We start from the raw sequence: 26,323 nt of genomic DNA on the forward strand, positions 1-26,323 counted from the left end.
ACGTTCCTCTCGGTCAGTTCCTCAAACTTTTCATAGTTGATATATGCACGATCCAGGGCAATGATTTCATCATGCTTGAAATGGCTGGGGGCGAGCATAAAGGAATCGTTGGTAGCAGCAGAAGTGAACTTCACGTCACAGTGAACTCCTTCGTTTGCATGAATGACGGAATGCACTTTTATGCCTCCCTTCTTCTTTCCCGTCTTAGGATGCCGTCCCACACCCTTGAAGATGACGTTAGAGAACAGGGTTATCGTGGTGGAATCGATGATTCTCAGACGTTTTATCCATTCCTCCGTACCATTGCGTCGGCTGTCCGAAGAAAGTTTGTCCTTATTGGACTCGTAAAGGTCGTGATACACGTCCTCAAAGAATTTCTCCGAGCGTCTGGCGTTCGCGTCTGACAGGGTACTGCGCTTAGGAACCCTGTCAATGCCTATGTGATGAAGCTTGCGCACCTCAGCCGTCATTGCCGCCTCTATCTCGCGCAGGGAGTCGAAGCGCATGATGACTGCATACAGCATCGTAAGAAGATGGGTGAAGCCATCAAAGGTCTTCACATACCGCTCACCGCCGTTCCGACGGCTTATTTTTCAACTATTTTATCATGGTCGAGAGATTTTATCAGCTGACCATATACCGGCTGTCCGAAGAAATGTGTACTTTTGCCCATGTTATCTGAGTTTGGAAACAAAAGCAAAGATAACAAAAAGGGCTGATACCTCGTGAGAAGTGTCAGCCCTAATTCATAAAAAATGTGGGATGTTTAGCGGACAGTAATAATTTCAAAAGCCAAAAGATATGATTAAACAAAGAATTGTGTAATTTTGCACTTGCTTATGGAATCCGCCTTTTATTAATTTGGTTGTAATTTTTGTTAAATATTCTAACGGTTTGAAGGTACTCCTTTAAATTATATGTACATTTGCATATCGAAAACTTAATGCTGTATTCGAGTTTTTCAATCGAGCCTTAAGCGTGAGCTATGGATATCGTTTTGTGATGCTAAAAACAATAGATTTCAAACAACAGAAAAATAAAACAATTATATAAGGTATGAAAAGAAAAATGTTTTTACCCATTGCCGCAATTGCAGTTGCATTGCTGACAAGTTGTGGCGGAGGTAGTGGCAAGCATGAACTGCCCACCAGCAATGAGTACCCCGTTATTACAATAGGTGCTTCGAACGCGCAAATGAAGACCACCTATCCGGCAACGATAAAAGGTATTCAGGATGTGGAAGTACGACCGAAGGTGAGTGGCTTTATTACCAAACTTTATGTACATGAGGGACAAGCTGTTCGGGCAGGACAAGTTCTTTTCGTTGTGGATAACGCGAACTATCAGGCAGCGGTGCGTCAGGCCAAGTCAGCGGTCGTTGCAGCCCAAAGCGGTGTGGGACAAGCAAAAGCAAGAGTTGTGCAAGCGAACGCAACACTTAATTCCGCTATTGCTCAGGCAGCTACGGCTCAATTAACCTACATGAATAGCAAGAACTTGTATGAGAACAAGGTGATTGGCGATTATGAGCTTCAGACCGTGAAGAATACTTACGCTACATCACAAGCAGCAGTAAATCAGGCACGTAGCGGTGTAGCCGCCGCCAAAGCCGCCGTGAATCAGGCTGTTGCCGGTGTGAAGCAAGCCGAGGCCGGTCTTGCCACCGCGAAAGAAACCCTGAGCTATTGTTATGTAAAGAGTCCGGTGAGTGGTTTGGTAGGCAGTCTTCCTTATAAGGAGGGATCATTGGTGAGCCCATCGTCCCCCATGCCGGTAACCACCGTAAGCAACATTTCCACCATGGAAGTATTCTTTTCAATGACCGAATCGGAAATATTGGCACTCAGCAGAAACAACAATGGTATAAACAACGCTGTTAAATCTTTCCCAACCGTCAGCTTACAACTGATCGACGGCTCAATGTACAATCATTCGGGCACAATAGTAAAGACCAGCGGCGTAATCGATGCCGCCACAGGCACCATCAGCGTCATCGCTCGCTTTGCCAATCCGGAACATTTGTTGAAGAGTGGCGGCAGTGGACAGATAGTTATCGCGAAGAATAACAATAAGGCACTTATCATTCCTCAGGACGCCACCCTGCAAGTGCAAGACAAGATATTCGTTTATAAAGTGGACAAGAACAACAAGGTTCATTACTCTGAGATAAAAATTAATCCACAAAACGATGGTAAGACCTACATCGTAACGAGTGGATTAAGCATTGGCGACAGAATCGTATCGAAGGGATTGGCAAAATTGCAAGATGGTGCTGAAATAAAAGCGCTTACGCCCACACAGTATGAGGCTGCGTTGAAAAAAGCTGAGAAACTCGGTGAAAATCAAAGTTCCGCCGGTGGATTTCTGAAAGCCATGAAAGGAGATAATGATAAATAATAGTAGAAAAACGGAAAGAATATGACATTTACCAAGTTTATAAAACGTCCGGTTCTATCTACCGTGATATCTACCTTTTTCGTCCTTCTCGGACTGATAGGCTTGATATCGCTTCCCATTGAGCAGTATCCGGACATTGCGCCACCTACCATCTCTGTATGGACCACCTATCAGGGAGCGGACGCGCAGACGGTATTGAACTCGGTCATCACGCCTTTGGAAGAAAGCATCAATGGTGTGGAGAACATGACCTATATGCAATCTACCGCTTCCAATAACGGTATGGCGCAAATCACCGTATATTTCAAACAAGGTTCCAACCCGGACATGGCATCGGTGAACGTGCAAAACCGCGTGGCACAAGCACAGGCATTGCTGCCGGCGGAAGTAACGCGCGTGGGTGTAACGGTTTCAAAGCGCCAGACCTCAAACGTCATTCTCTATTCAGTTACCACTGACGACGAAAGATACGATGACGAGTTCCTAACGAACTATAACGACATCAACATCGTACCGCTTTTGAAACGTATAAATGGTGTAGGCGATGTTCAGACACCGGGTATGAAAAAATATTCCATGCGCATCTGGCTGAAACCAGATAAAATGAAACAGTACGGATTGGTACCAAGCGATATCTCCGGCGCATTGGCAGAACAGAACATTGAGGCAGCTCCGGGTGCGTTTGGTGAGCAGAGCGACATGAAGTACGAATATATCATGCGCTATAAGGGTCGCTTGAAAACCGAAAAAGAATATGAGAATATCATCATATCCAGCAATCAAAACGGACAAACGCTTTGCCTGAAAGATGTTGCCGATATCGAATTGGGCGGATTGCAGTATTCCGTGGCGATGAAGAACAACAACCAACCGGGTGTCGTGGGTATGGTTCAGCAGACAGCAGGCTCAAATGCAACCCAGATTGCGCAAGATGTTAAGGCAGCTTTGGCTGAAACGCAGAAAAGCATGCCACCGGGAATGAAAATAACTATTCAACAAGATGTAACCGAATTCTTATTCGCTTCCATCGAAGAGGTTATCTTTACACTGATAATCACTTTCATATTGGTGTTCCTCGTTGTGTATGTGTTCTTGCAGGATTTTCGTTCCACGTTAATCCCAATGATAGCCGTGCCGGTGGCATTGATTGGTTCGTTCTTCTTCCTTTGGATGTTCGGCTTCTCCATCAACCTCTTAACGCTTTCTGCACTATTGCTGGCCATCGCCATAGTGGTCGATGATGCTATCGTGGTTGTGGAAGCTGTGCATGCAAAATTGGATTTAGGGTACAAGAATGCTGTGTCTGCCGCCATTGATGCGATGAACGAGATTTCCGGTGCCATTATTTCAATTACGTTGGTAATGGCTGCGGTGTTCGTTCCCGTGTCATTCATGAGTGGAACTTCCGGTACTTTTTATCGCGAGTTTGGCGTAACCATGGCAGTGTCTATCATTATTTCCGCCATAAATGCATTAACGCTGTCGCCCGCGCTATGCGCCATCTTCTTGAAGCCCCACGAAGAAACTCAAAAGAACAAGAAATTATCAACGGTTGATAAGTTCCACATAGCGTTCAACACACAGTTTGAAAGGATAAACAACAAATATAAAAAAGGAGTAGAAAGGCTAATCGGGCACAGAGCCATCACGGGAATATCCGTTGTCGTGGGTGCTGTTATCCTTGTGGTGATGATGAGTAGTACGAAAACCGGTCTGGTGCCGGATGAAGACGTGGGCGTACTGTTTGCTACGGTTTCATTGGATCCGGGCTTGTCGCAACGTGAAACACAAGAAGTAACCGACCGCATCGATAAAATGCTTGCCAGCAACCCCTATGTGGAAACCCGAGTGCAACTGGTGGGCTATAACTTCATAGCCGGTCAAGGCTCCAATCAAGCCACATTCATCATCAAGCTAAAACCTTTTGAGGAAAGAAAATACGGAATCTTCGACAGGATTTCATCAGTATTCAATGGTGCAGGAATTGCCGGACTTTTCATCGATCCTACTTCATCAAGGATGGTTTTAGGGATGATTTATAAGCAGACTGCAAGTATCAAAGGTGCGCAAATCCTTGCTTTTGCGCCACCCATGGTACCGGGCTTCTCCGTGTCAAATGGTGTAACATTCTCCATGCAGGATAAGACAGGTGGAGACTTAAACAAGTTCTTCCAGATTACACAGGATTATTTGAAGGCATTAAATGCTCGTCCTGAAATCAGCACAGCAATGACTTCTTACAATCCAAATTACCCACAATACATGGTGAATGTGGATGTAGCCAAGGCAAAGCAGGCAGGAACATCTCCCGCAGCCATCCTTTCAGTGCTTCAAGGCTATTATGGGGGGATGTATGCGTCGAACTTCAATGCCTACGGAAAACTCTTCCGGGTAATGATTCAAGGAACGGTTGATAGCCGTATCAATGAGAACGGACTGAAAAGCATATATGTTCGCACACCGGGTGGTATGGCTCCGGTAAGTGAGTTCTGCTCACTTCGTCGCGTTTACGGACCTTCTAACATCGCACGCTTCAACCTCTTTACGTCTATTACCGTGAATGCAATGACAGCCGATGGCTATTCGTCTGGTGATGCTATTAAGGCTATGGAAGAGGTTGCCACTGAAAAACTGCCATCGGGATATGGGTACGAATTCTCCGGTCTGACTCGTTCTGAACAAGAATCGTCAAATTCCACCGCAATCATCTTCTCATTGTGTTTGGTCTTTGTTTATTTGATCCTTAGTGCTCAATACGAAAGCTACATATTGCCACTGGCGGTAATTCTCTCAATACCATTTGGTTTGGCCGGAGCATTTATCTTTACGCAATTATTCGGACATAACAACGATATCTATATGCAAATTTCGCTTATCATGTTGATAGGCTTACTTGCCAAGAACGCGATTCTGATTGTGGAATTTACTTTGGAGCGTCGTCGTACGGGTATGGCGATAAAGTATGCAGCCATTTTAGGCGCGGGAGCTCGTCTTCGTCCTATTCTGATGACTTCGCTTGCCATGGTAATCGGATTGCTTCCATTAATGTTTGCCGGCGGAGTGGGTAAAAATGGTAATCAAACATTAGGTGCTGCCGCTGTGGGAGGTATGCTTATTGGTACACTTTGCCAAATATTTGTTGTGCCCGCTCTCTTCACCATGTTCCAATACATTCAGGAGAAAGCACGTCCGATGGTATTTGAAGATGATGAAAACCCCGAAGTTGCGAGGGAACTCCAACAATATGTTAAAGGACCTTCAGGAAAATACACTCAGGAACAATCCTGATTAGTGAACAAAAGATAATTGAAAATGAGAAAGATAAATATAATCATTGCCACTCTTGCAGTCCTGTTCATGACAGGCTGTAAGAGTCTGTACGGTACTTACGAGCGACCGGAGGTGAAAACCAATGGCATTGTGCGCGATCCGGTGAATGACAATGCCGTGCTTGAAGGCGCAAACGACTTTGGCAACTTGCCGTGGCGCAGCGTGTTTACCGATTCTTATCTGCAAAACATTATAGAAAAAGCACTCAATAACAACCCGGATCTCCTGAATGCCGCGCTTAACATCGATATTGCAGAGCAACAGTTGAAAGCGGCAAAACTTGCTTTCTTGCCCTCTGTGATGTTTGCGCCTCAGGGAACGATAACGCATTTCGGGACACACACGGAAGCAACCAAAGCATATGTTTTGCCCATCGCAGCAAGTTGGGATGTGGATCTGTTCGGGAAGTTGCGAAACGAAAAGAAAGCCACGCAGATGCGTATGATACAGATGCAAGACTATAAAGTGGCTGTTCAAACCGGGCTAATCTGCAACATCGCCAACTTGTACTATACATTGCTGATGCTTGACAGACAAGGTGAAATCGTGAATGATATGACAGAACTTACTAAGAGCACATGGGACATGATGCAGCTGCAGATGAACTTTGGTCGGGCTCGATCCACCAGTGTGCAAAGTGCTGAGGCGGCTTATTATAGTGTTCAAGCGCAAGCCGCTGACATTAAACGACAAGTTCGCGAGGTGGAAAACTCACTGAGTTTGCTTATGGGTGAGCCTGTTCACGGTATTGCTCGCGGAACTTTGGAGAACCAAAGTCTTCCCTTAAACTTCTCAGGTGGAGTCGGAGTGGAAATGTTAAGCAATCGTGCGGATGTACATGCGAACGAAATGGCATTGGCACAGTGCTTCTATGACATTCAAATTGTACGTGGAAAGTTTTATCCTTCGCTGAATATTACCGGAACAGGTGGATGGAGCAACGGTAACGGATTGGTTAATCCGGCTAAACTTTTATGGAACGCTGTGGCAGGATTGACGCAGCCCATCTTCATGCAAGGAAAACTAAAAGCCGGACTGCGAGTAGCGGAAGATCAATACAAACGCGCTTACAACATTTGGCAGAACAGCATTCTGAAGGCAGGAGCAGAGGTAAGTAATGCACTTGTAGCCTATAATTCTTCGGAGGAGAAGAACAAAATGCACACCCGGCAAGTCGAAGTCTTAAAGAAAAATGTCGAGCAGACACAAATGCTCTACAAACAAAGTTCCAGCAGTTACCTTGAAGTAATTACGGCACAACAAGGATTGCTCAATGCCGAAATATCTCAAGTGCAAGATCAGTTTGCCAAACTTCAGGCAATCGTAAATCTTTATTATGCATTGGGAGGTGGGAGCAAGTAAGACGGGAAATAACATTCAAGAACTACCAACGTAAAGCTCCGTTCGGCAAGTTGGGCATCTCTTTTATCAGAGGTCGGGGCACATTAATTATGGGCAGTGAAATAAGTCCGAGAGCCGAAGTTTCTGCATCGGCAAAGATTGGAGAGGGCTGTAAGATATATCCGTTTTCCTATATCGAGGATGACGTCGTCATAGGCGACAACTGTATTATCTTTCCATTCGTCAGCATTTTGCAAGGAACGCGAATGGGAGATGGCAACAAGATACATCAATGTTCGGTAATAGGAGCGATACCACAGGATTTCAGTTTCGTGGGCGAGAGGAGTGAACTTATCATGGGCGACAATAACATCATTCGCGAAAATGTGGTCATCAATCGAGCTACTCATGTCGGAGGAAAAACAATTATCGGGTCGAACAACTTCCTCATGGAAGGGGCGCACATCAGTCATGATACCAAGGTTGGCGATAACTGCATACTTGGCTATGGAACTAAAATCTCAGGCGATTGCGAGATTGCCGATCGTGTCATCTTTTCCTCCGGTGTGATTCAAAAGTCAAAAACCAGAGTAGGTGTGGCAGCAACGATACAAGCCGGCACAACATTCAATCGCGACATTCCGCCTTATATCATAGCGGGAGGAACACCCATTGCTTATGGTGGAGTAAATTCAGTTGTTTGTGATGTGCTGGGAATAGATGATAAAGTCAAGAAGCACATAGCGAATGCCTACCGACTGATATTCCATGGCAGAACGTCCACGTTCGATGCTTGCATCCAAGTTGAAGAACAAGTACCCGACTCACCCGAAAAGCAAAACATTGTGGAGTTTATCCGCAACACGCAGAAAGGGATTATTTCCAAATTATAATGTGTGTGAGGATTGATTATAATAAATCAGACACACCTTTTTGAAATATTATCTGTGGTTGCAGATATTCTGTCATTCGTTGCTTGGGTAATGGAGATTGGCATCTGTGATATGCTCCAATATTTCCGAAAGAAACTTGCTTGCTTCCCACCTTGCCATGGGCAGGTCGTGCAACAAATGGTTTCCACAATCCTTGGGAGCGGCACCCGGTATCTCTCCTTTGAAATCAGCAACGAAGCGGAAAGTCTTGCGCATCAAGTCCACAATGTCGGCTGAAGTCAAATCCCCTCGCAAAATTAGATAATTACCCGTAAGGCATCCCATGGGTCCCCAATACACGACCCTGTTCTTCCATTCCTCATTGTTTCGCAAATAGGTGGCTGCCAGATGCTCTATGGTATGCAAAGCGCCGATGTGCAAGGTTGGTTCTCGGTTGGGTTCTTTCATTCGAATGTCAAACGTTGTAAGAGTTTCATTACCCACTTTGTCCTGACGGCTGACATATATACCGCGAAGCAATCGTGTGTGATCGATGGTGAACGAAGGTATTTTATCCATGTTTTTTATCTTTATAAAGTATTCAGAAAATGTTTTGTTACCTCGAAGCTGCCTTCTGCCACGCGAGCCCAAAAGTCGAAGTACATATTGGCATCGGTGTCGTTCAACGGCACATCGCTGATAACGCGGAAGGAGATGAAAGGTGTATGATAGACATGGCAGACTTGAGCGATGGAGCAGCTTTCCATGTCCACCGCCAGTGCTTCGGGAAAATCTGTTAAGATGCTGCGCATCTTCTCCTTGTTGTCCACGAAGTAATCACCGCTTACGGTGAGTCCCGCCCTTACCTTCGGCATCTCGCCCGAATCGCCGTTGTTGAGCGAGAGAGCCTTCTCCAAAAGCTCATCCGGAGCTTTATAGCGTGTGGGCATACCGATAATTTGTCCTTTTTCTGCATTGCTTCCGCAGTGCACGTCATGATAGACGCATTCCCGGGCGACCACCACGTCCATCATCTTGAGCGAAGTGTCGGCACCGCCTGCGCAACCGCTGGATATAATGAGATTGGGCTGATAGCGATTTATCATCTCCACGGCACCGATGGCAGAGTTTACCTTGCCGATGCCGCACTTTTGCAATATTATTTCCTTATCGCCCACCTCTCCCGTTACGAAGTCTTTGAAGTGATGGCGTTCCGTTTTCGGATGGTCGAGAATAGACTTGAGCTGTTCAAACTCCTTGTCCATTGCCACTATTATTCCTATTTTCATGATGCAAAGGTACGAAAAACTTGGTAGTAAGTTGTATAGTTGGGAGTTTTTTGTAACTTTGCAACAACTAACCGGAAAGGGATGGTTTTCAATATCCCATCCGTCCAAATTCAAATCAAGATAAAAGAAAACCAACAATGAACATTTTGAAGAAATGCCTGCCCGACGCAATCGTCGTTTTGCTTTTCGTCGCCATCTCGTTTGCTTATTTTTTTGTACCCGTTTCTCAGGGGAAGATACTGTTTCGGCACGACTCGGAAGCAGCCGTGGGATTGGGGCAAGAACAAAAGGAGTTTAACGAACGAACCGGAAAAACCACTCGTTGGACGAATGCCGTGTTTAGCGGCATGCCCACCTATCAGATTTCTCCCTCTTACAATTCCACCAACGGTCTGGCTCAAGTGATGAACGCCTACCATCTGTGGCTTCCCGACTACGTTTGGTTTCTCTTTGCTTATCTGCTTGGCTTCTATATCCTGCTGAGAGCGTTCGACTTCAGGCAGTCTCTGGCAGCTTTGGGCAGCATCATTTGGGCTTTCTCTTCTTATTTCCTCATTATCATCGCCGCCGGACACTTTTGGAAAGTCATGGCGTTGGCATATCTTCCTCCCATGATTGCCGGACCGGTGTTGGCTTATCGGGGAAAATATCTTCCGGGGTTCATCGTAACCGCCGTCTTTACAGCTTTCGAGGTGAAAGCCAATCATGTTCAGATGACCTATTATTACCTTTTCATCATTCTCTGCATGGTGGGGGCTTACCTTGTGCAAGCCATCCGCGAGAAGCGATTGGCACATTTCCTGAAAGCCTCGGGTGTATTGGCGGCAGCCGCTTGCATCGGCATTGCCATCAACATCACGAATCTCTACCATACATGGCAGTATCAAAAAGAAAGTATGCGCGGAAAGACTGAACTGGTGAAGACCAACCAAGCCAATCAGACCAATTCCGGACTGGAGCGCGACTACATCACACAGTGGAGCTATGGAATTGACGAAACCCTCACTCTTCTTGTTCCCAACGCCAAAGGAGGTGCCAGCATACCGCTAAGCCAAAGCGAGAGTGCCATGAAGAAAGCCAACCCTGAAGTGCAATCCATGATACCACAGCTTTATGACGGCATGCCGCAATACTTCGGAACGCAGCCCGGAACAAGTGGACCGGTATATGTAGGTGCCTTTGTGCTCTTCCTCTTCATCCTCGGTTTGTTCGTGGTGAAAGGACCAATGAAGTGGGCTTTGCTCTGCGCCACCATTCTCTCCGTGCTCTTGTCATGGGGACATAATTTCATGGGCTTCACCAATTTCTTCCTTGATTACATACCGATGTATTCCAAGTTCCGCACCGTGGCAAGCATTTTGGTGATTGCCGAGTTCACCATTCCTCTCTTGGCAGCTCTCACCTTGAAGCGCATTGTCGAACAACCGGAAGTGCTATCCGGGAAGAGCACCTTTGTTTACGTCAGTCTTGCCCTGACAGCAGGTGTGGCACTCCTCATGGCACTGATGCCCGGCATCATGGCTCCCTTTGTCAGCGATGAGGAACGGCAAATGCTCGGTGGAATTCAGGGCATGTCGCCCGACGTGTTGAACATGATGCTTGCCAACCTCGCCGATATGCGTGCCGCCATGGTCAGCGCGGATGCCTGGCGCTCGGTCGTCATCATTCTCATCGGTGTGGCAATGTTGCTGCTTTTCAAGATAAGGAAACTGAAGCCGGCATATCTCGTAGCAGGCTTGACAGTGCTCTGTCTCGTGGATTTATGGCAGATTGACAAACGCTATTTGAACGATGAAATGTTTGTTCCAAAGAGCCAACGCGACACGCCGCTCACTCCCTCCATGACGGACAGACAGATTTTGCAGGACAAATCGTCATCCTATCGTGTGCTGAACTTTGCTTCCGATGCCTTCAACGAGAACAACACGTCGTACTTCCATAAGAGCATTGGTGGTTATCATCCCGCAAAACTGCGTCGCTATCAGGAAATGATAAACAGATACATCGCACCGGAAATGCAATCTGCCATGAAGGAAATGGCATCGAAGGGAGGCGACATGAAAAAGGTTGATGGCGGCAAGCTTTTTCCCACACTGAACATGCTGAACGCCAAATACTTCATACTGCCATTGCGAGAAGGCAGCACCACACCCGTGACCAATCCCTACGCACTGGGCAACGGATGGTTTGTCGATAAGATTACTTACGTGGAGAATGCCAACGCGGAATACGACCAAGTGGGACGCGTGGATGTGCGCAAGGAAGCGGTGGCAGACAAACGGTTTGAGGATATTCTCGGACAGGCGCGCACAAACGATTCCACCGCAAGCGTAACACTGACGAAGTATGAGCCTGACAACTTGCGATATACGGTGAACTCAACCAATGGAGGCATCGTGGTCTTCTCGGAGATTTATTATCCCGGATGGACTGCCACCATCGACGGACAGCCCGTTGAGCCGGGACGTGTCAATTACATCCTCCGGGCGTTGAACGTGAAACCGGGACAACACACGGTGGTGTTCGATTTCCATCCTGCAAGTATCACGGCAACGGAAACCATTGCATACATCGCCATCGCCATCCTTCTTCTTACCATCTTCGCCGTCGGAATCACTGAATGGCGGAAACGCAGGAAGGCTGCTGCAGCCCCCGGCAGGGAATAGGACAATCAGCCCGAATCCGTCGTCGGACTTTACCCAAAGTTGTTGCGCCGATATGCAAACCTTTCCCACCACGGGAACAAACTCTTCCCACGGTTGGAACAATTCTTTCCCGCCATGGGAACAACCCTCTGTGCTTGTCTCTACGACGGAATGGATGATGAACCTGTCATTGGGGATGGTCATCAGTTCGACATGATTGGAAATTACATATTTGAAAACCCGGCGCGATGGCAGCAAAATATCATCAACCCCAATCTCCTCATGTCTCCAATTCGTATTCAGCCGATGATAAACAGACGCTTGATGGCGAACATTCGCCCCGCCCGGCAACACGAAATTACATTACAAAAACCACGTTCGGGACATGCTTTGTAATCTGTTGATAACCAGGCCGATATTAATTGCGATTTAAAAGCTAAGCTTTTGCCCGGCGATTCATGACCTTTTGCAGTGCAAAAGCTTAGCTTTTGAAAAGCAAAAGGTAAGCTTTCGATGGACGGATGAAGAAAATTCAGGACATTATTGAACTCTTCTCATATCGCCGGAAAGGATTTTTGCGTTTTCGGCGACCCACCCAAACAAAAAGAATATGCTTGCCATTTGTCCTTATCCGGGCAGGCAGGTGCCGGCGTGAGTTCATGGCTTAGGGCTTTTAGTTTAGTAAGCTGCTTTGAATAAAAACAAGAATACCGAAAGGAGGCAAACGCTCGTTATGGGTGTCTGCCTCCTTTCGGTATTGTTATTGTCTTCCTTTGTTGTTTACCAAAGGTAGTCGTCTTTCATATCGGTTCCGTCATTCTCGTCTTCTTCAGCCCAATCGTAATGGTCTAAATAACCGTCCTCTTTCGATAAGGCACTTCCACCGGGTACCGGACTTCCACCGGGAATGACGGGCAGGCTTCCGGCAGCAAGATGTTGTTCTGTTGCCACATTGAGAATGATAGTTTGCGGATTGATATATTGTTTCTTATTCATGACTGTTGTGCTTTTTTTTGAGCCTTGCTTCGGAAGGTATGACTTTCTCCCGAAGCAACGCATGATGATTTATTTTCTGATAACTTTCTTTCCGTTGATGATAACAATGCCTTTGTAGTTCTTGCTTACTCGCTGACCGGACAGGTTGTACATGATGCCGTCGGCACTCGGAGTTTCAACATTCGGCAGGTTGATGCCCGTAGCTTCACCATCAAGCACGAAAGTCTTTGCCGCTCCACCGGCAACATCGAGATAGGCTGTGTTCTTCTTGATTTTGTCGCCTGTAACAACCTGACGGAAGCCAACCACTCCGTCCACGTTGCTCAATACGTATTGAGTTCCATCGGCGGTAACATCGGTGTTTGCCACGGCTTTTAATAAATTGCCCACCGGTTCATAGCCCACTTCTGATATTGAAATAGGAATTTGATATGTGCCGGGAGCTGCCTGAACCAACAAACCGTTATTGGCTTTAAGAGTCGTATAACGGAATTCCCTTGTGGTTGCCTTGTTGTCCTTGGTTTCGGTGATGGTGTAGAGCTTCAATTCAGGTAAAGAAGTGAAGTCTAATACTTTCTCGGAAGATATGGTGGCATAGCCCGCTTCGGTAACGGTCAGTTCAAGAGTTTCCAAAGGATGTACCACTACATTATAAGTGCGTGAAGATGGTTGATAGAAGTCGTTGCCTGCAAAGTTGATGGTAATCGTGGCTTCACCTTCTTGAAGGGCTGTTACCTTACCGGTGTGCTCATCTACGCTGGCTACTTCCGGTTTGGAAGAGCTGTAGGTGATAAATTCTTCAAGACCCGGCACTTCTTTGTAACTGCTATTATTCACTATGCCTATAACCGTTTTCTTTTCTCCCACTGTCATCTCCAAGGGTTTGGAGTAACTGGTATAAGGTCTTGTCCAAATTGACGTTTTCTCTTTTCCATCTTGGACGTTGAGTGTATAACTTGCACTTCCCGGTCCGAAAGTTTCCGTTTCCTCCGAGCTTGCTTGAATCATGGTGGTTCCCACTGCCTTTAGTGTTACCTTGCCCGTATTGGCATCCACTTCGGCGACAGCGGGATTCGTACTGCTATACGTAACCGTCAAATTGTTGGGGTTGGTGAGTTTGGATTCCGTAAAAGGTTGCTTCAGGATGGCTTTTATTTCGGAAGATTCAAACTTCAAGCCGGCAGGTTTCTTGCCGGAAGCATCATACTCTACTGTGATGCTTTTTATAAATACCGAGCCATAGGTATTCGTAAAATTAAGCTCTAATTCACCGCTCGCGCTTCCTTCAAAGGTGTAGTCCGCTGAACTGTAGTTCAGGGTTTGTTCCGTTCCGAGCGCAGAACCACCCACTTTGACAGACGCTTTTGCTGAAGAACTACCCCCGACATTCACTTTGACTTTAGTGATGGTACCTGCAAAATCTGATGTGCTTAGTTTAACATTAAGCCCTCCTTGCCCATAAAAGCTTAGGTTTAAACCTGAATAGGTAGAATAGCGCATGGAAGTAGCATTGGTGGTCAATGTCCAATTCTTCCCTTTGAGATCTTTGGTCTCTCCGGTCCCGGTGAACATCTGCGCATTAAATTGAAATTCATAGGTTTCAGCTGAAACCGAACTAAAAACTGCACTTAGCAGAAAGATTGATAAAAAACGTAATAACTTATTCATGATAATATGTGTTAAAGTTAAAATATTCATTTCCTCGTTTCAAAGGTAGGTCTATTCTTGCATAAAGGAAAACACTCATTACCTTTTTTATAAAACATTAACAGAAAAGTGGGATTTAATACCAAAATGCTAAGGGATTTCTCTGTTTCCATTATAAATATTCGTAAAATCAGAGTTGTGGTTGTTTGCGGATGGCAAGCGAGGCATTCATGACCGGTTAAGACCGTTCGGTGGCAAATTCCGAATAGGGGTTCAAAATTAATTGTGGCAGGGAATATAAAAACAAGAAAGCATGACGAGATGTTTCGGATAATAATGGCTATCTTTGTAGCACATAACAATAAAAAATACAAAGAAATGATGGATATGATGAGTCTTATGGTGGGCTTGGCAATAGGATTGACCATCGCTTACTGTCTGTCGCGAGTTCTGTACGAGAGGCGATTGGGCGAGATGAACCAACGATTGGCAATGTTGAAAAACCAACTGGACACACGGGAAAAAGCCGCGGAGGAGAAAATTGCCACGGAACGCGAATACAACAAGACCTTGCGCGAGGAACTTCAGAAACAAATGGAGGCGAGAAACAAACTCATGCAGGAGGAAATGCAAAACATGGCTTCGAGAATGCTTGAGGAAAGCAGGGAAAAACTTACCACATCGGATAAGGAACGGCTGAACAGCTTGCTCAACCCATTGAAAGAACGACTGGAAACGTTCAGCAAGGCGGTGGAAGACAACAGCAAGGAAAACGCGGGCAACAAGCGAGAGATGAGAACCGTTTTTGAAGAAACACTGAAACGAATGCGCATGGAACAGGAAAACACCGTGAAACTCATGCGAGATGATCATGAACGAGCAGTGAAAGACTTGAAAGAGCAAACGGAAAAGATTGGCAGGGATGCCGCTTCGCTGACCAATGCCTTGAAAGGCAATACGAAGACGCAAGGCGATTGGGGTGAGCTTATTTTGGAAAAGACGCTGGAGGACTGTGGATTGGTGAAGGACGAGCAATACTTTTTGCAAGAGAACTATAAAGACGAGGAGGGAAACAACCTGCGCCCGGATGCCGTCATCAAATTTCCGAATGAGGAAAAGGTCGTGATTGACGCAAAAGTGTCGCTGACTGCCTATCAGGAAGCGTTGAGAACAGAGGAGAAAACCGAAAGAGAAAAACTTTTACGAGCGCATGTCGCTTCCATGAAAAAGCATGTTGATGAGCTGTCGGCGAAGAATTATGAGAAATTGGTCCCGGGTTGCATCGGCTATGTGCTGATGTTCGTTCCCTACGAAAGCGGATTCTCAGCGGCAGTGAAAACCGATGTGGGCATTTTGCAATATGCTTATCGCAAACACATTATTATATTAAGTCCGAGCAATCTGCTGATGGCATTACAACTCACCCACACGCTATGGCAAAACTACCGCTTGAACAAGAATGTGGAAGAGATACTGCGACAATCGAACGATCTTTATGACAAGTTTGTTACCTTTGGCGAGACTTTCGTGAAATTGGGAACCTCCATCCAACGACTTCAAACCGATTATGACAAAGCTCACGCGCAACTCAGCGAGGGAAAAGGCAATATCGTTCGCCGGTTGGAGGGAATGAAACAATTGGGAATAACTCCCAAAAAACAATTACCGGACAAGCTGGGATGAGCTGTGCCCGGTAATAGGTCTTTCGTTAATTCGACAAATGGGAGTGGCTTCTGACTTTATGAATATGAGCAACGAGACTTAGCCTCACGGTTGATAAAACAGAAAACATCAGAGGAAACCTTGTCGCTTCAATGTGGCGAGAAAACTCACCGACATTGACTCGTTGTCTTCCTTTTTGTAGCGGAGGTCGGTGAATACTTGTGCCAAAGTCTCCTTGTTGTTAATCTCCACAAAATGCTTGTTCTCCTCCCGATTCTCCTTTTCAAAATAGAATCGGTCGATGCGCTCCGACGTATAATCCTCATACTTCTCTGCGTGCAGAATGCCCTCGATGGGCAATCGGTCGGTAGGTACGCCCTCTTCTGCCGGCCATCCCACTGTCAGAGTGGCTACCGGCATTACCAATCGAGGCAGATGAAGCGCATTGACAATGGATTCTGAATTATAAATCGTCGTCCCTAAGAAACAAGTTCCCAATCCCTCACTTTCAGCAAGATAAGTGAAAGTTTGACAATAGAGTAGGGCATCGGTGGCAGCATTCATAAACGACAGGAAATTATCATATCCCGGTGTGGCGTTTCGCTCTTCAGCCCATAGGGATGTACGTCTGAAATCAGCACAAAAAGTAAGTAAGCAAGGTGCGTTCTCCACCATCGGCTGATGGAAATGCGCCGGTGCCAATCTGCGTTTGTTTTCCGAATCTGTTGTCATCACTACCGAGTAGAGTTGGAGATTACCCATGGTGGGAGCTCTTTCGGCTTTACTTAATAAATCTTTTAAAAACGTTTCGGAAAGTTCTCTGTCAGAGTACTTTCTAATGGTTCTTCTTTCTTGAATAGTTTTCATCTTTGATAATTTTATGCCACAAAGTTATTGAAAAGTTTTCTATTTCGGAAAACAATTCGTAACTTCGCAATCGATTTATTACAGAAACACCGCATGAAATCAAACAATAATTATTCGTATGAAGAAGCCTTTAAGGCTTCGTTGGAGTATTTTGAAGGCGATGAACTCGCCGCGAGAGTTTGGGTAAACAAGTATGCAATGAAGGACAGCTTCGGCAATATCTTTGAGAAGTCTCCGGAAGACATGCATTGGCGCATTGCCAACGAGATAGCCCGCATTGAGAAAAAATATGCCAACCCAATAAGTGCTCGGGAGATATTCGATTTGCTCGACCATTTCCGTTATATCATTCCTGCCGGTAGCCCCATGACAGGCATAGGCAACAACCATCAGGTGGCATCGCTCTCAAATTGCTTCGTCATTGGGCTGGATGGGGATGCCGATTCCTATGGTGCCATCCTCAGAATAGACGAGGAACAGGTGCAACTCATGAAGCGTCGCGGAGGCGTGGGGCACGATTTGAGTCATGTTCGCCCGAAAGGTTCGCCCGTGAACAATTCTGCACTTACGTCCACGGGGTTGGTACCATTCATGGAACGCTACTCCAACAGCACGCGCGAAGTGGCACAGGACGGACGACGTGGCGCGTTGATGCTCTCCGTCAGCATAAAACATCCCGACTCGGAGGCATTCATCGATGCCAAGATGGAAGAGGGGAAGGTAACGGGTGCGAACGTCTCGGTAAGGATTACGGATGAGTTCATGGATGCTGCCATCAATGACAAACCTTTCGTGCAGCAGTTTCCAATCGACAGCGAGAAACCGTTGTTCGGCAAAGAAATATCAGCCAAGAAACTGTGGGAAAAGATTGTGCACAACGCATGGAAAAGTGCAGAACCGGGCGTGTTGTTTTGGGATACCATCATTCGCGAAAGTCTGCCCGACTGTTATGCCGACTTGGGGTTCAAAACCATTTCCACCAATCCGTGTGGAGAGATTCCTTTGTGCCCATACGACAGTTGCAGGCTGCTGTCCATCAACCTCTATTCCTATGTGATCGATCCGTTTACGGAAAAAGCTCGATTCGACTTCGAAAAGTTCAAGAAACACGTGCGGTTAGCACAACGAATCATGGACGATATCGTTGACTTGGAGATGGAGAAGATCGACATGATAATGACAAAGATAGAGAACGACCCACAAAACGATGAAGTGAAGAACGCAGAACTCCATCTCTGGGAAAAGATAAAAGCCAAGAGTGGTGCCGGACGACGCACGGGAGTGGGAATAACCGCGGAGGGAGACATGATTGCCGCCATGGGATTAACCTATGGAACGAAAGAGGCGACTGAGTTCTCGGTGGAGGTACATAAAACTTTGGCACTGAATGCCTACCGCTCTTCCGTAACGATGGCGAAGGAAAGGGGAGCTTTCGAGATATTCAATGCCGAAAGGGAGGCCAACAACCCCTTCCTCCTGCGCATGAAAGATGAGGATGCGCAGCTCTATGCGGATATACAAAAATACGGACGCCGAAACATTGCCTGCTTAACCATTGCGCCAACGGGAACAACCTCACTGATGACGCAGACCACCTCGGGGATAGAACCCGTCTTCATGCCGGTTTATATGCGCAGAAGAAAGGTAAATCCCAATGATACGGATGTGCATGTGGACTATGTTGATGAAGTGGGGGATTCGTTTGAGGAATACATCGTTTACCATAAGAAGTTCCTGATATGGATGAAGGTGAACGGAATCGATAGCGAAAAGAAATACACACAAGAGGAAATAGATGACTTGGTGAAGCGTTCTCCTTACTATAAAGCCACTGCCAACGATGTGGATTGGCTGATGAAAGTACGCATGCAAGGTGCTATTCAGAAATGGGTGGACCACTCCATCTCGGTAACGGTGAACCTGCCGAGCAACGTTGATGAGTCGTTGGTGAACAAATTGTACGTGGAGGCTTGGAAAAGCGGATGTAAGGGATGCACCATCTATCGCGATGGGTCGCGTTCGGGGGTAATGATTTCCGTTTCAAAGAAGGATAAGAAAGAGAAAGGGACTGATGGAGAAAAGGTGAAAGACCTGAGCTCTGCAGAAGAACGTCATGAACAAATCTGCCAACCGCCTCACGTGGTGGAGGTGCGACCGGAGGTTTTGGACTGCGATGTGGTTCGTTTCCAAAACAATAAAGAGAAATGGGTGGCTTTTGTCGGACTGCTCGATGGCTATCCCTATGAAATCTTCACGGGTCTGCAAGATGATGACGAGGGAATCGTGTTGCCCAAGAGTGTAACAAAAGGAAAAATCATCAAACAGACGAATCCGGATGGCTCGCATCGGTATGATTTCCAGTTCAAGAACAAACGCGGATACAAAACGACGGTGGAGGGACTGTCAGAGAAATTTAATCCGGAGTATTGGAACTACGCAAAGTTAATATCGGGAGTGCTGCGGTATCGAATGCCTATCGATCATGTCATCAACCTTGTCAGCTCTTTACAATTGAAAGACGAGAGCATCAACACATGGAAAAACGGTGTGGAACGCGCACTGAAGAAGTACGTTACGGATGGAACACAGGCTTCCGGACAGAAATGCCCGGTATGTGGTCATGAAACGTTGATTTATCAGGAGGGTTGCCTGATTTGTACGAATTGTGGCGCGTCCCGATGCGGATGAACCGCTACCAAGAAGCAACCATGAATAAACAATATGTCCTCGTATGCCATGTGAGCAGTCTCTCCTTGTTTTACGAGGACATCTATCTAAAAAAGAATTGATGATGCTAAAGTTAAATTCAAGTTATATATATATTAAAGGTGCGCGCTTTCATGCCTATATCGGAGTGGATGAGCAAGAGCAGGTGGTGGGGAACGAATACGTGGCTGACCTTCGGCTGCGTTATCCCATATCCAATGCCATCCTGACAGATGATGTTTCCCACACGATTAACTACGCTGAGGTGTATGATTTGATTCGGAAAGTAATTTCAAGGAAAGCAAAACTGCTTGAACATACTGCAGGGATGATAGTTCAAGAGCTGGGAAGAGCCTTTCCGAAAATAGAAAGCATAGACTTGAAATTAACCAAGCTTAACCCTCCCATGGGAGCAGATTGCGAGGGAGCGGGTGTGGAATTACATTTAATAAATGATAAAACCGAGGATAGACCTTAGGTTTTAATCTGAAAATGCTTACCTTTGCCGATATTAAGACAGTATGAATAAGAAAATATCGTTTCTTTTGGTGCTGAGTTTCTTTTGCGTGCTGACCAAAGTCGGGGCAAAAGGAATATTTACTTTGGTGATTGATGCCGGACACGGAGGACATGACTCCGGAGCCATCGGCGCAATCTCCCAAGAGAAGAATATCAACTTGAACGTTGCATTGGCTTTTGGAAAATACGTTGAGAGAAATCTTCCCGACGTGAAAGTTGTCTATACGCGCAAAAATGATGTTTTCGTGCCATTAAAAGGACGTGCCGACATCGCCAACAGAGCCAAAGCCGATTTGTTCATCTCCGTTCACACGAACTCCATCCCCTCAAATCAGTCTATCTCAGGTTTACAGGTTTATACGTTAGGTATGCACCGAGCGAAAGACAATCTGGATGTGGCTATGCGTGAGAACGGAGTTATCTCCATGGAGAAAAACTATCAACAAACCTATCAGGGTTTTGATCCACGCTCATCGGAAAGCTATATCATGTTCGAATTCTTGCAAACCGCGAACATGGAAAAGAGCGTAAAGTTGGCAAGTCTTATTCAGCGTTCGGTCTGTTCCACTGCCAATCGTGTAGATAAGGGAGTGCATCAGGCCGGATTTTTGGTTTTGAGAGAGACATCCATGCCCAGTTGCCTTATAGAATTAGGATTTATCACATCGGCGGAAGAAGAGAAATTTCTCAATTCGGCTGACGGTATTGATTTAATGGCACGAGGCATTTATGAGGCTTTCGTGGAATATAAGAACATGTACAACGATAAGCTCGTAGTACCCTACCGTCCTGCCAATAACAAAACAATTGCCGTTGATAGGGTCGTTCCTTCCATTCCGAAACAGATTACAAAGGCTTCCGTAAAGCCAAAACTAATCAAACAAAACAGGACTTCTCAAAAGCCCAAACCGGTTACATCCGCAAAGCCTATCGTGAACAAAGCTCCTATTGATGTGTCGGACTCGATTCATCCGGTTTTCAAGGTTCAAATATTCGCGGTTAATAAAAAGCTGCAAGCTGGCAGCGGACATTTCAAAGGACATGATGACATCACTTGCTTCGAAGAAGGAGGCTTATTCAAATATACCATTGGTTCAAGCAACGACTATAACGAGATCTTTCGCTTGCGTAACCAAGTGAGAAGCGACTTTCCACAGGCTTTTGTCATTGCTTTCAAGAATGGTAAGCGCATAGATACGAATACAGCCATCGCAGAATTTACTAAGAACAAGAATAAAAAATAAGAAGATATGAAAAAGTTTCTCACCTCTGAGATAAAGATAGCTCTTGTGGCAGTCGTAGGAATTGTGGTGCTGTTTTTTGGAATGCAGTTCTTGAAAGGGCTCAATCTCTTTTCTTCCGACGTTCGCTATCAAATGGTTTTCCATGATATCAATGGACTTACGCTAACCACACCCATCTATGCAAATGGTTATAAAGTGGGGATAGTGAAAGACATAGAGTACGACTATGAAAACCCGGAGGAGGCAATTAAAGTCAGTGTGGATATTGACAAGGAATTGAAAATTCCGGAAGGCTCAAGAGCGGAAATTGTTGGCGACCTGATGGGAAACATACAAGTAAACCTTATCCTTGGAAAAGGCACGAATTACATTGAGAAGAATGGATTGATAGGCGGCAGCATCAACGAGGGAGCTTTGGGAGATGTGCAAAAGCTGATGCCGACCATTCAGCGAATGTTGCCTAAGATTGACAGCATACTGGCGAACGTGAACAACATCGTTTCCGACCCGGCAATCAAAGGTTCGATGCGCAACGTGAATACAATTACAGCAGACTTAACTACCACAACAAAGCAAATCAATGGATTGTTGGCGCAACTGAATGGTTCGTTGCCCCCACTAACGGGGAAAGCGAACAAACTGCTCGACAACTCAAACCAAATGATGGTGAATGCCAATGGAGGGGTTAGCGAGGCACGTACGGCAATCAGAAACGCGAACCTGTTGGTGTCAAATATTAACGACAAAGTGAATGCCTTAGACGTGGCTACCACCGTGAACCGTCTCAATACAGCCTTGAATAACGTGAACGAGCTAACGGCAAAACTAAACAACAATCAAGGTTCGTTGGGAATGCTTGTCAACGACCCGACACTATATAACAACCTTAACAAAACTTTGCGCAACGTGGATAGTCTTGTCGTAAATCTCAAGGCACATCCCAAGCGATATGTTCATTTCTCCATCTTCGGACGGAAAGATAAATAAAGAAATAGGTGTATTCCCATACCACAAGTTGGTTATGAGTTGAGCGAAAGTTGGCATTTCTCTTAACCCACTCACCGATGTTCCTGTTTCTTTTACGCAAGTTCCTTTTCCACTAAACCGCAATCCTTTTATCCATTTATGAGCTTTTGGTTTTTAAAAGCTTAGCTTTTACATTCAAAAAGCCAAGATTTTAAAATTCACTTTGTTAGTGGCTGATAATCAGTATTTTACGAATTAGGCTGAAATGTCTCTGTTCTTCGTGGCGAATCGTTGCTTTTTTTGAGAATATAACCCGATGAATCGGTCATTTCAAAACGCGAATTATTCTCTTCAAACCCTCTTCCAATGTTTTGCGCGGGCAGGCAATGTTTATTCTTACATAGCCTTCGCCTGTCTTTTCGCCATACATCGTACCACTGTTTATCAGCACTTTTCCTTCTTTTACTAATTTTTCAGTGAACTGTTCTGAGGTAAGTCCAGACGGTTTGATACTCATCCAAACGAGATAAGTGCCTTCCAATTTCAAAACCTCGTATCCGGGAAGTTCTTTCTCAATGGTGGATTTGAGGAATTGATAATTGTCAAACAAATACCGATTCAGTTCGTCCATCCAGTCCTCACTCTCATTATAGGCAGCTTCTAAGGCATCGATCCCGAAAGGATTGACGTCGCACACTTCAAAAATGTTGATAACGCGCTCCACACGCCTGCGCCATTGGCGGTTGGCACAGACAATATTGGCAATTTGCAATCCGGCAATGTTGAAATTCTTGGTCGGCGAGTTGAGCACAATACAATTGTCGCGACAATCTTCGCTCACTGTGGCAAAAGGTGTGAATTCATTTCCCGGCATGACCAACTCACAATGAATTTCATCGCTTATCACTGCCACATTGTGTTGTTTGCAAATTTCCCACATCCGTGTCAATTCTTCTTTCGTCCATACACGTCCCGCGGGATTATGAGGATTGCAAAGTAGAAAAACCGTTGTCTTCTCATCAGCACATTTCCGCTCGAAATCGTCCCAATCCGTGACGTAAGTGTTCCCCTTGCGCTTCAATGGACTTTCTTGCACCTCGCAACCTTGGTTTCTTATGCTCGAGAAGAAGCAGTTGTAAACCGGTGTTTGTATCAACACTTTCTCTCCCGGCATTGCCAAGGCTTTGATAGCCGCGCTTATTGCCGGAATTACTCCGGTGGTGTAAACAATCCATTCCTTTTCTATTGCCCAATTGTGGCGACGTTTAAACCAGCTTGTAATGGCATTATAATAACTATCGGGCACCTTTGCATAGCCAAAAATTCCATGTTTTGCCCTGTCTTCCACCGCTTTCCTTATGGCAGGGGCAGCTTGGAAATCCATGTCTGCCACCCACATTGGAATAACACCGTCTTCTTTCTCGAAATCCCATTTTACGGAGTTGGTACCCCGGCGGTTGATAATGATGTCAAAGTTATATCTTCCCATATTTCAGAGGTTGTGTTTTATCTCGACAAATCGCTGATCACGCAATCTTTTGCTTTTGCAAATTCGTCGTATGTAATCTTACCTATCTTGTCGGCGACAATCTTACCTGACACCGGGTTTTTGATTTCAGTGATATTACCTTTTATCTTCGCTTTTATCTTGCGAGAATCCTCGAACGCACGATCACATTCCGCATCGAAAGTGCAGTCCTCAAGCGTAATTCCATCAAGATAGCACAACGGCTGCTCCCCGCTGATGTGGCAACGCACAAGTTTTATGTTCTTACTGTGCCATGCTAAATATTCTCCGTTAAGTTCTGAGTCATAAACCGTTACGTTCTCACACTCCCAAAACGAATCTTTTGTGTTGATTTTGGCGTTATGCACTTCTACGTTCTTGCAATATTGAAAAACGTACTTTGCGTCTGAAACCAGTCTATCTACATAAATGTTTTTCGAGAACATGAAAGGATAAGTTCCCTCATGCAACTCTACATTCTTTATTTTTAGTCCGTCAACTTTCCAAAAAGTCTCATCCGCATCGGTTATTTTAACGTCTTCAAGTTCCAAATTCTTCATTTCTCGGAAGAATTTCGGTCCGTCAATCACACAGTTTTTCATGATCATGTCTGTGGCATACCAAATTGCCGACCGCGAACCGGGCGCGAAATAGCAATTGGTGATGACGCTTTTATCCACGTGCCACCAAGGATATTTGCCATAAAATCTTGAGTTGTCGCATTCTATGTTCTCGCAGCACTTTATACCTGATTCTCCGTCGGTGATTTCAATGTTTTCCAAACGCACGTTCTTTATTCCGAACAGAGGTCGCTCGCCTCCGAATTTCTTGTCTTTTATGATTTCCATATAGTAGGTTTCTTATTATATTAATGTTCTTATTCCGGCAGTTTGAAAATGAACAGATACCTAAAATAAACAAGATGAATTCTTATTTTTTCTGCTTTCAATTTGCCATACCCATACACTTGAAAGTAACAAAGATAGTGCCAAAACGCCAATTGTTTCAACTTCATTGCGAATTTATTGTGTTTGGCGACCCATCATGATGCAATAATGTCCTAAATTTTCTTCATCTGTCTGTCGAAAGCTAAGCTTTCACTTTCCAAAAGCTTACCTTTTGCGCTGCAAAAGGTCATGAATTGGAATGCAAAAGCTAAGCTTTTAAATCTCAATTAATATCATTCTGATTATCAACAGATTACAAAGCGTTCCTCCAATATGGTTTTTGTAATATAATTTCGTGATGTCGGGCAGGTCGAATGTTCGTTATCAAGCGTCTGCCATACACCACCTGAATGCGATTGGAAATATACGCCATATATGATTAGAGAGAAAGCACGCCAAGTCTTATGATTTATGCGATGTTTCGTGAGTTTTCGAAAAAATATTTTATTACTGTCCGCTAAACATCCCACATTTTTTATGAATTAGGGCTGACACTTCTCACGAGGTATCAGCCCTTTTTGTTATCTTTGCTTTTGTTTCCAAACTCAGATAACATGGGCAAAAGTACACATTTCTTCGGACAGCCGGTATATGGTCAGCTGATAAAATCTCTCGACCATGATAAAATAGTAAATAAGCCGTCGGAACGGCGGTGAGCGGTATGTGAAGACCTTTGATGGCTTCACCCATCTTCTTACGATGCTGTATGCAGTCATCATGCGCTTCGACTCCCTGCGCGAGATAGAGGCGGCAATGACGGCTGAGGTGCGCAAGCTTCACCACATAGGCATTGACAGGGTTCCTAAGCGCAGTACCCTGTCAGATGCGAACGCCAGACGCTCGGAGAAGTTCTTTGAGGACGTGTACCACGACCTTTACGAGTCCAATAAGGACAGACTTTCTTCGGACAGCCGACGCAATGGTACGGAGGAATGGATAAAGCGTCTGAGAATCATCGATTCCACCACGATAACCCTGTTCTCTAACGTCATCTTCAAGGGTGTGGGACGTCATCCTAAGACGGGAAAGAAGAAGGGTGGCATAAAAGTGCATTCCGTCATTCATGCAAACGAGGGAGTTCACTGTGACGTGAAGTTCACCTCTGCCGCTACCAACGATTCCTTCATGCTCGCCCCCAGCCATTTCAAGCATGATGAAATCGTTGCCCTGGATCGTGCATATATTAACTATGAAAAGTTTGAGGAACTGACCGAGAGGAACGTCGTCTATGTCACCAAGATGAAGAAAAATCTCAAATACGAGGTGTTGGCAGACTGCATGGATATGAACGAGGATGGGCTGATGGAATATCGTGAGCAGGTGGTGGTGTTCAGGAAGGGCGGTATCAACCATATAGCGCGTATCATCACCTATGTGGATATCAAGAA

At 45.5% G+C, this 26,323-nt stretch carries 19 protein-coding genes and 1 pseudogene; 12 read left to right on the forward strand and 8 right to left on the reverse strand.

The genetic code is table 11. From position 1 onward, the window contains the following. Nucleotides 1–673, reverse strand: a pseudogene (locus tag E0E16_RS01295) (DUF4372 domain-containing protein); the annotation flags it as partial. A 383-nt stretch (nucleotides 674–1,056) separates the two neighbouring features. On the opposite strand from E0E16_RS01295, the gene E0E16_RS01300 reads away from it, so the two are divergent. The 4 genes from E0E16_RS01300 (at nucleotide 1,057) to lpxA (ending at nucleotide 7,961) form a co-directional block, all read left to right on the forward strand. Then, nucleotides 1,057–2,397: an efflux RND transporter periplasmic adaptor subunit gene (locus E0E16_RS01300; RefSeq protein WP_130828488.1), complete on the forward strand. Its 1,341-nt coding sequence runs from the start codon at nucleotides 1,057–1,059 to the stop codon at nucleotides 2,395–2,397. A 21-nt stretch (nucleotides 2,398–2,418) separates the two neighbouring features. Then, complete coding sequence (locus tag E0E16_RS01305; RefSeq protein ID WP_130828489.1) at nucleotides 2,419–5,685, forward strand: efflux RND transporter permease subunit; 3,267 nt, start codon at nucleotides 2,419–2,421, stop codon at nucleotides 5,683–5,685. Nucleotides 5,686–5,709: 24 nt separating this feature from the next. After that, entirely contained in the window at nucleotides 5,710–7,089 is a 1,380-nt protein-coding gene (locus E0E16_RS01310) for a TolC family protein (RefSeq protein ID WP_130828490.1), read from the forward strand. An 89-nt stretch (nucleotides 7,090–7,178) separates the two neighbouring features. After that, on the forward strand, nucleotides 7,179–7,961 hold the full coding sequence (gene lpxA / locus E0E16_RS01315) for an acyl-ACP--UDP-N-acetylglucosamine O-acyltransferase (protein WP_130828491.1): 783 nt from the start codon (nucleotides 7,179–7,181) through the stop codon (nucleotides 7,959–7,961). A 72-nt stretch (nucleotides 7,962–8,033) separates the two neighbouring features. Here the strand turns inward: lpxA and E0E16_RS01320 are convergent, their stop codons facing one another. Then, nucleotides 8,034–8,519, reverse strand: coding sequence for an S-ribosylhomocysteine lyase (locus E0E16_RS01320; RefSeq protein ID WP_130828492.1), 486 nt, complete (start codon nucleotides 8,517–8,519; stop codon nucleotides 8,034–8,036). Between the two features lie 11 nt (nucleotides 8,520–8,530). Continuing rightward, nucleotides 8,531–9,229: a 5'-methylthioadenosine/adenosylhomocysteine nucleosidase gene (locus tag E0E16_RS01325; protein WP_130828493.1), complete on the reverse strand. Its 699-nt coding sequence runs from the start codon at nucleotides 9,227–9,229 to the stop codon at nucleotides 8,531–8,533. A 137-nt stretch (nucleotides 9,230–9,366) separates the two neighbouring features. Here E0E16_RS01325 and E0E16_RS01330 point away from each other — a divergent pair, with 137 nt between their 5' ends. Together E0E16_RS01330 and E0E16_RS01335 are read left to right on the forward strand one after the other, a co-directional pair. Beyond that, nucleotides 9,367–11,895, forward strand: coding sequence for a YfhO family protein (locus tag E0E16_RS01330; protein WP_130828494.1), 2,529 nt, complete (start codon nucleotides 9,367–9,369; stop codon nucleotides 11,893–11,895). Between the two features lie 114 nt (nucleotides 11,896–12,009). Continuing rightward, nucleotides 12,010–12,270, forward strand: a complete 261-nt coding sequence (locus E0E16_RS01335; protein WP_130828495.1) for a hypothetical protein — start codon at nucleotides 12,010–12,012, stop codon at nucleotides 12,268–12,270. A gap of 384 nt (nucleotides 12,271–12,654) precedes the next feature. On the opposite strand, the gene E0E16_RS01340 is transcribed toward E0E16_RS01335, so the two are convergent. Both E0E16_RS01340 and E0E16_RS01345 read right to left on the reverse strand, forming a co-directional pair. Further along, nucleotides 12,655–12,870: a hypothetical protein gene (locus E0E16_RS01340; RefSeq protein ID WP_130828496.1), complete on the reverse strand. Its 216-nt coding sequence runs from the start codon at nucleotides 12,868–12,870 to the stop codon at nucleotides 12,655–12,657. Nucleotides 12,871–12,939: 69 nt separating this feature from the next. Beyond that, entirely contained in the window at nucleotides 12,940–14,538 is a 1,599-nt protein-coding gene (locus E0E16_RS01345; protein ID WP_165444182.1) for an immunoglobulin-like domain-containing protein, read from the reverse strand. 360 nt (nucleotides 14,539–14,898) lie between these two features. On the opposite strand from E0E16_RS01345, the gene E0E16_RS01350 reads away from it, so the two are divergent. Beyond that, nucleotides 14,899–16,200, forward strand: a complete 1,302-nt coding sequence (locus tag E0E16_RS01350; RefSeq protein WP_130829698.1) for a DNA recombination protein RmuC — start codon at nucleotides 14,899–14,901, stop codon at nucleotides 16,198–16,200. A gap of 108 nt (nucleotides 16,201–16,308) precedes the next feature. Here the strand turns inward: E0E16_RS01350 and E0E16_RS01355 are convergent, their stop codons facing one another. Beyond that, the gene (locus E0E16_RS01355; RefSeq protein ID WP_130828498.1) at nucleotides 16,309–17,046 is read right to left on the reverse strand and encodes a nitroreductase family protein; all 738 of its coding nucleotides are present in this window, start codon (nucleotides 17,044–17,046) and stop codon (nucleotides 16,309–16,311) included. Nucleotides 17,047–17,139: 93 nt separating this feature from the next. On the opposite strand from E0E16_RS01355, the gene E0E16_RS01360 reads away from it, so the two are divergent. From E0E16_RS01360 to E0E16_RS01375, 4 genes are all read left to right on the forward strand, one after another. Beyond that, nucleotides 17,140–19,734, forward strand: a complete 2,595-nt coding sequence (locus tag E0E16_RS01360; protein WP_130828499.1) for an adenosylcobalamin-dependent ribonucleoside-diphosphate reductase — start codon at nucleotides 17,140–17,142, stop codon at nucleotides 19,732–19,734. Between the two features lie 103 nt (nucleotides 19,735–19,837). Then, on the forward strand, nucleotides 19,838–20,230 hold the full coding sequence (gene folB, locus E0E16_RS01365; RefSeq protein WP_130829699.1) for a dihydroneopterin aldolase: 393 nt from the start codon (nucleotides 19,838–19,840) through the stop codon (nucleotides 20,228–20,230). 43 nt (nucleotides 20,231–20,273) lie between these two features. Then, nucleotides 20,274–21,515, forward strand: coding sequence for an N-acetylmuramoyl-L-alanine amidase family protein (locus E0E16_RS01370; RefSeq protein ID WP_130828500.1), 1,242 nt, complete (start codon nucleotides 20,274–20,276; stop codon nucleotides 21,513–21,515). A gap of 6 nt (nucleotides 21,516–21,521) precedes the next feature. Then, nucleotides 21,522–22,502 (forward strand): MlaD family protein, encoded by a 981-nt coding sequence (locus tag E0E16_RS01375; RefSeq protein ID WP_130828501.1) that lies wholly within the window; start codon nucleotides 21,522–21,524, stop codon nucleotides 22,500–22,502. A 304-nt stretch (nucleotides 22,503–22,806) separates the two neighbouring features. Here the strand turns inward: E0E16_RS01375 and E0E16_RS01380 are convergent, their stop codons facing one another. After that, entirely contained in the window at nucleotides 22,807–23,970 is a 1,164-nt protein-coding gene (locus tag E0E16_RS01380) for a MalY/PatB family protein (RefSeq protein ID WP_130828502.1), read from the reverse strand. A gap of 17 nt (nucleotides 23,971–23,987) precedes the next feature. After that, entirely contained in the window at nucleotides 23,988–24,836 is an 849-nt protein-coding gene (locus E0E16_RS01385; RefSeq protein WP_130828503.1) for a DUF3737 family protein, read from the reverse strand. Nucleotides 24,837–25,598: 762 nt separating this feature from the next. Between E0E16_RS01385 and E0E16_RS01390 the strand changes: the two genes are divergently transcribed. Continuing rightward, on the forward strand, nucleotides 25,599–26,323 hold a 725-nt coding region (locus E0E16_RS01390), incomplete at its 3' end, for a transposase (protein WP_255418092.1).

The sequence above is a fragment of the Prevotella rectalis genome (genome assembly GCF_900607215.1).
Taxonomy (GTDB): Bacteria; Bacteroidota; Bacteroidia; order Bacteroidales; family Bacteroidaceae; genus Prevotella; species Prevotella brunnea.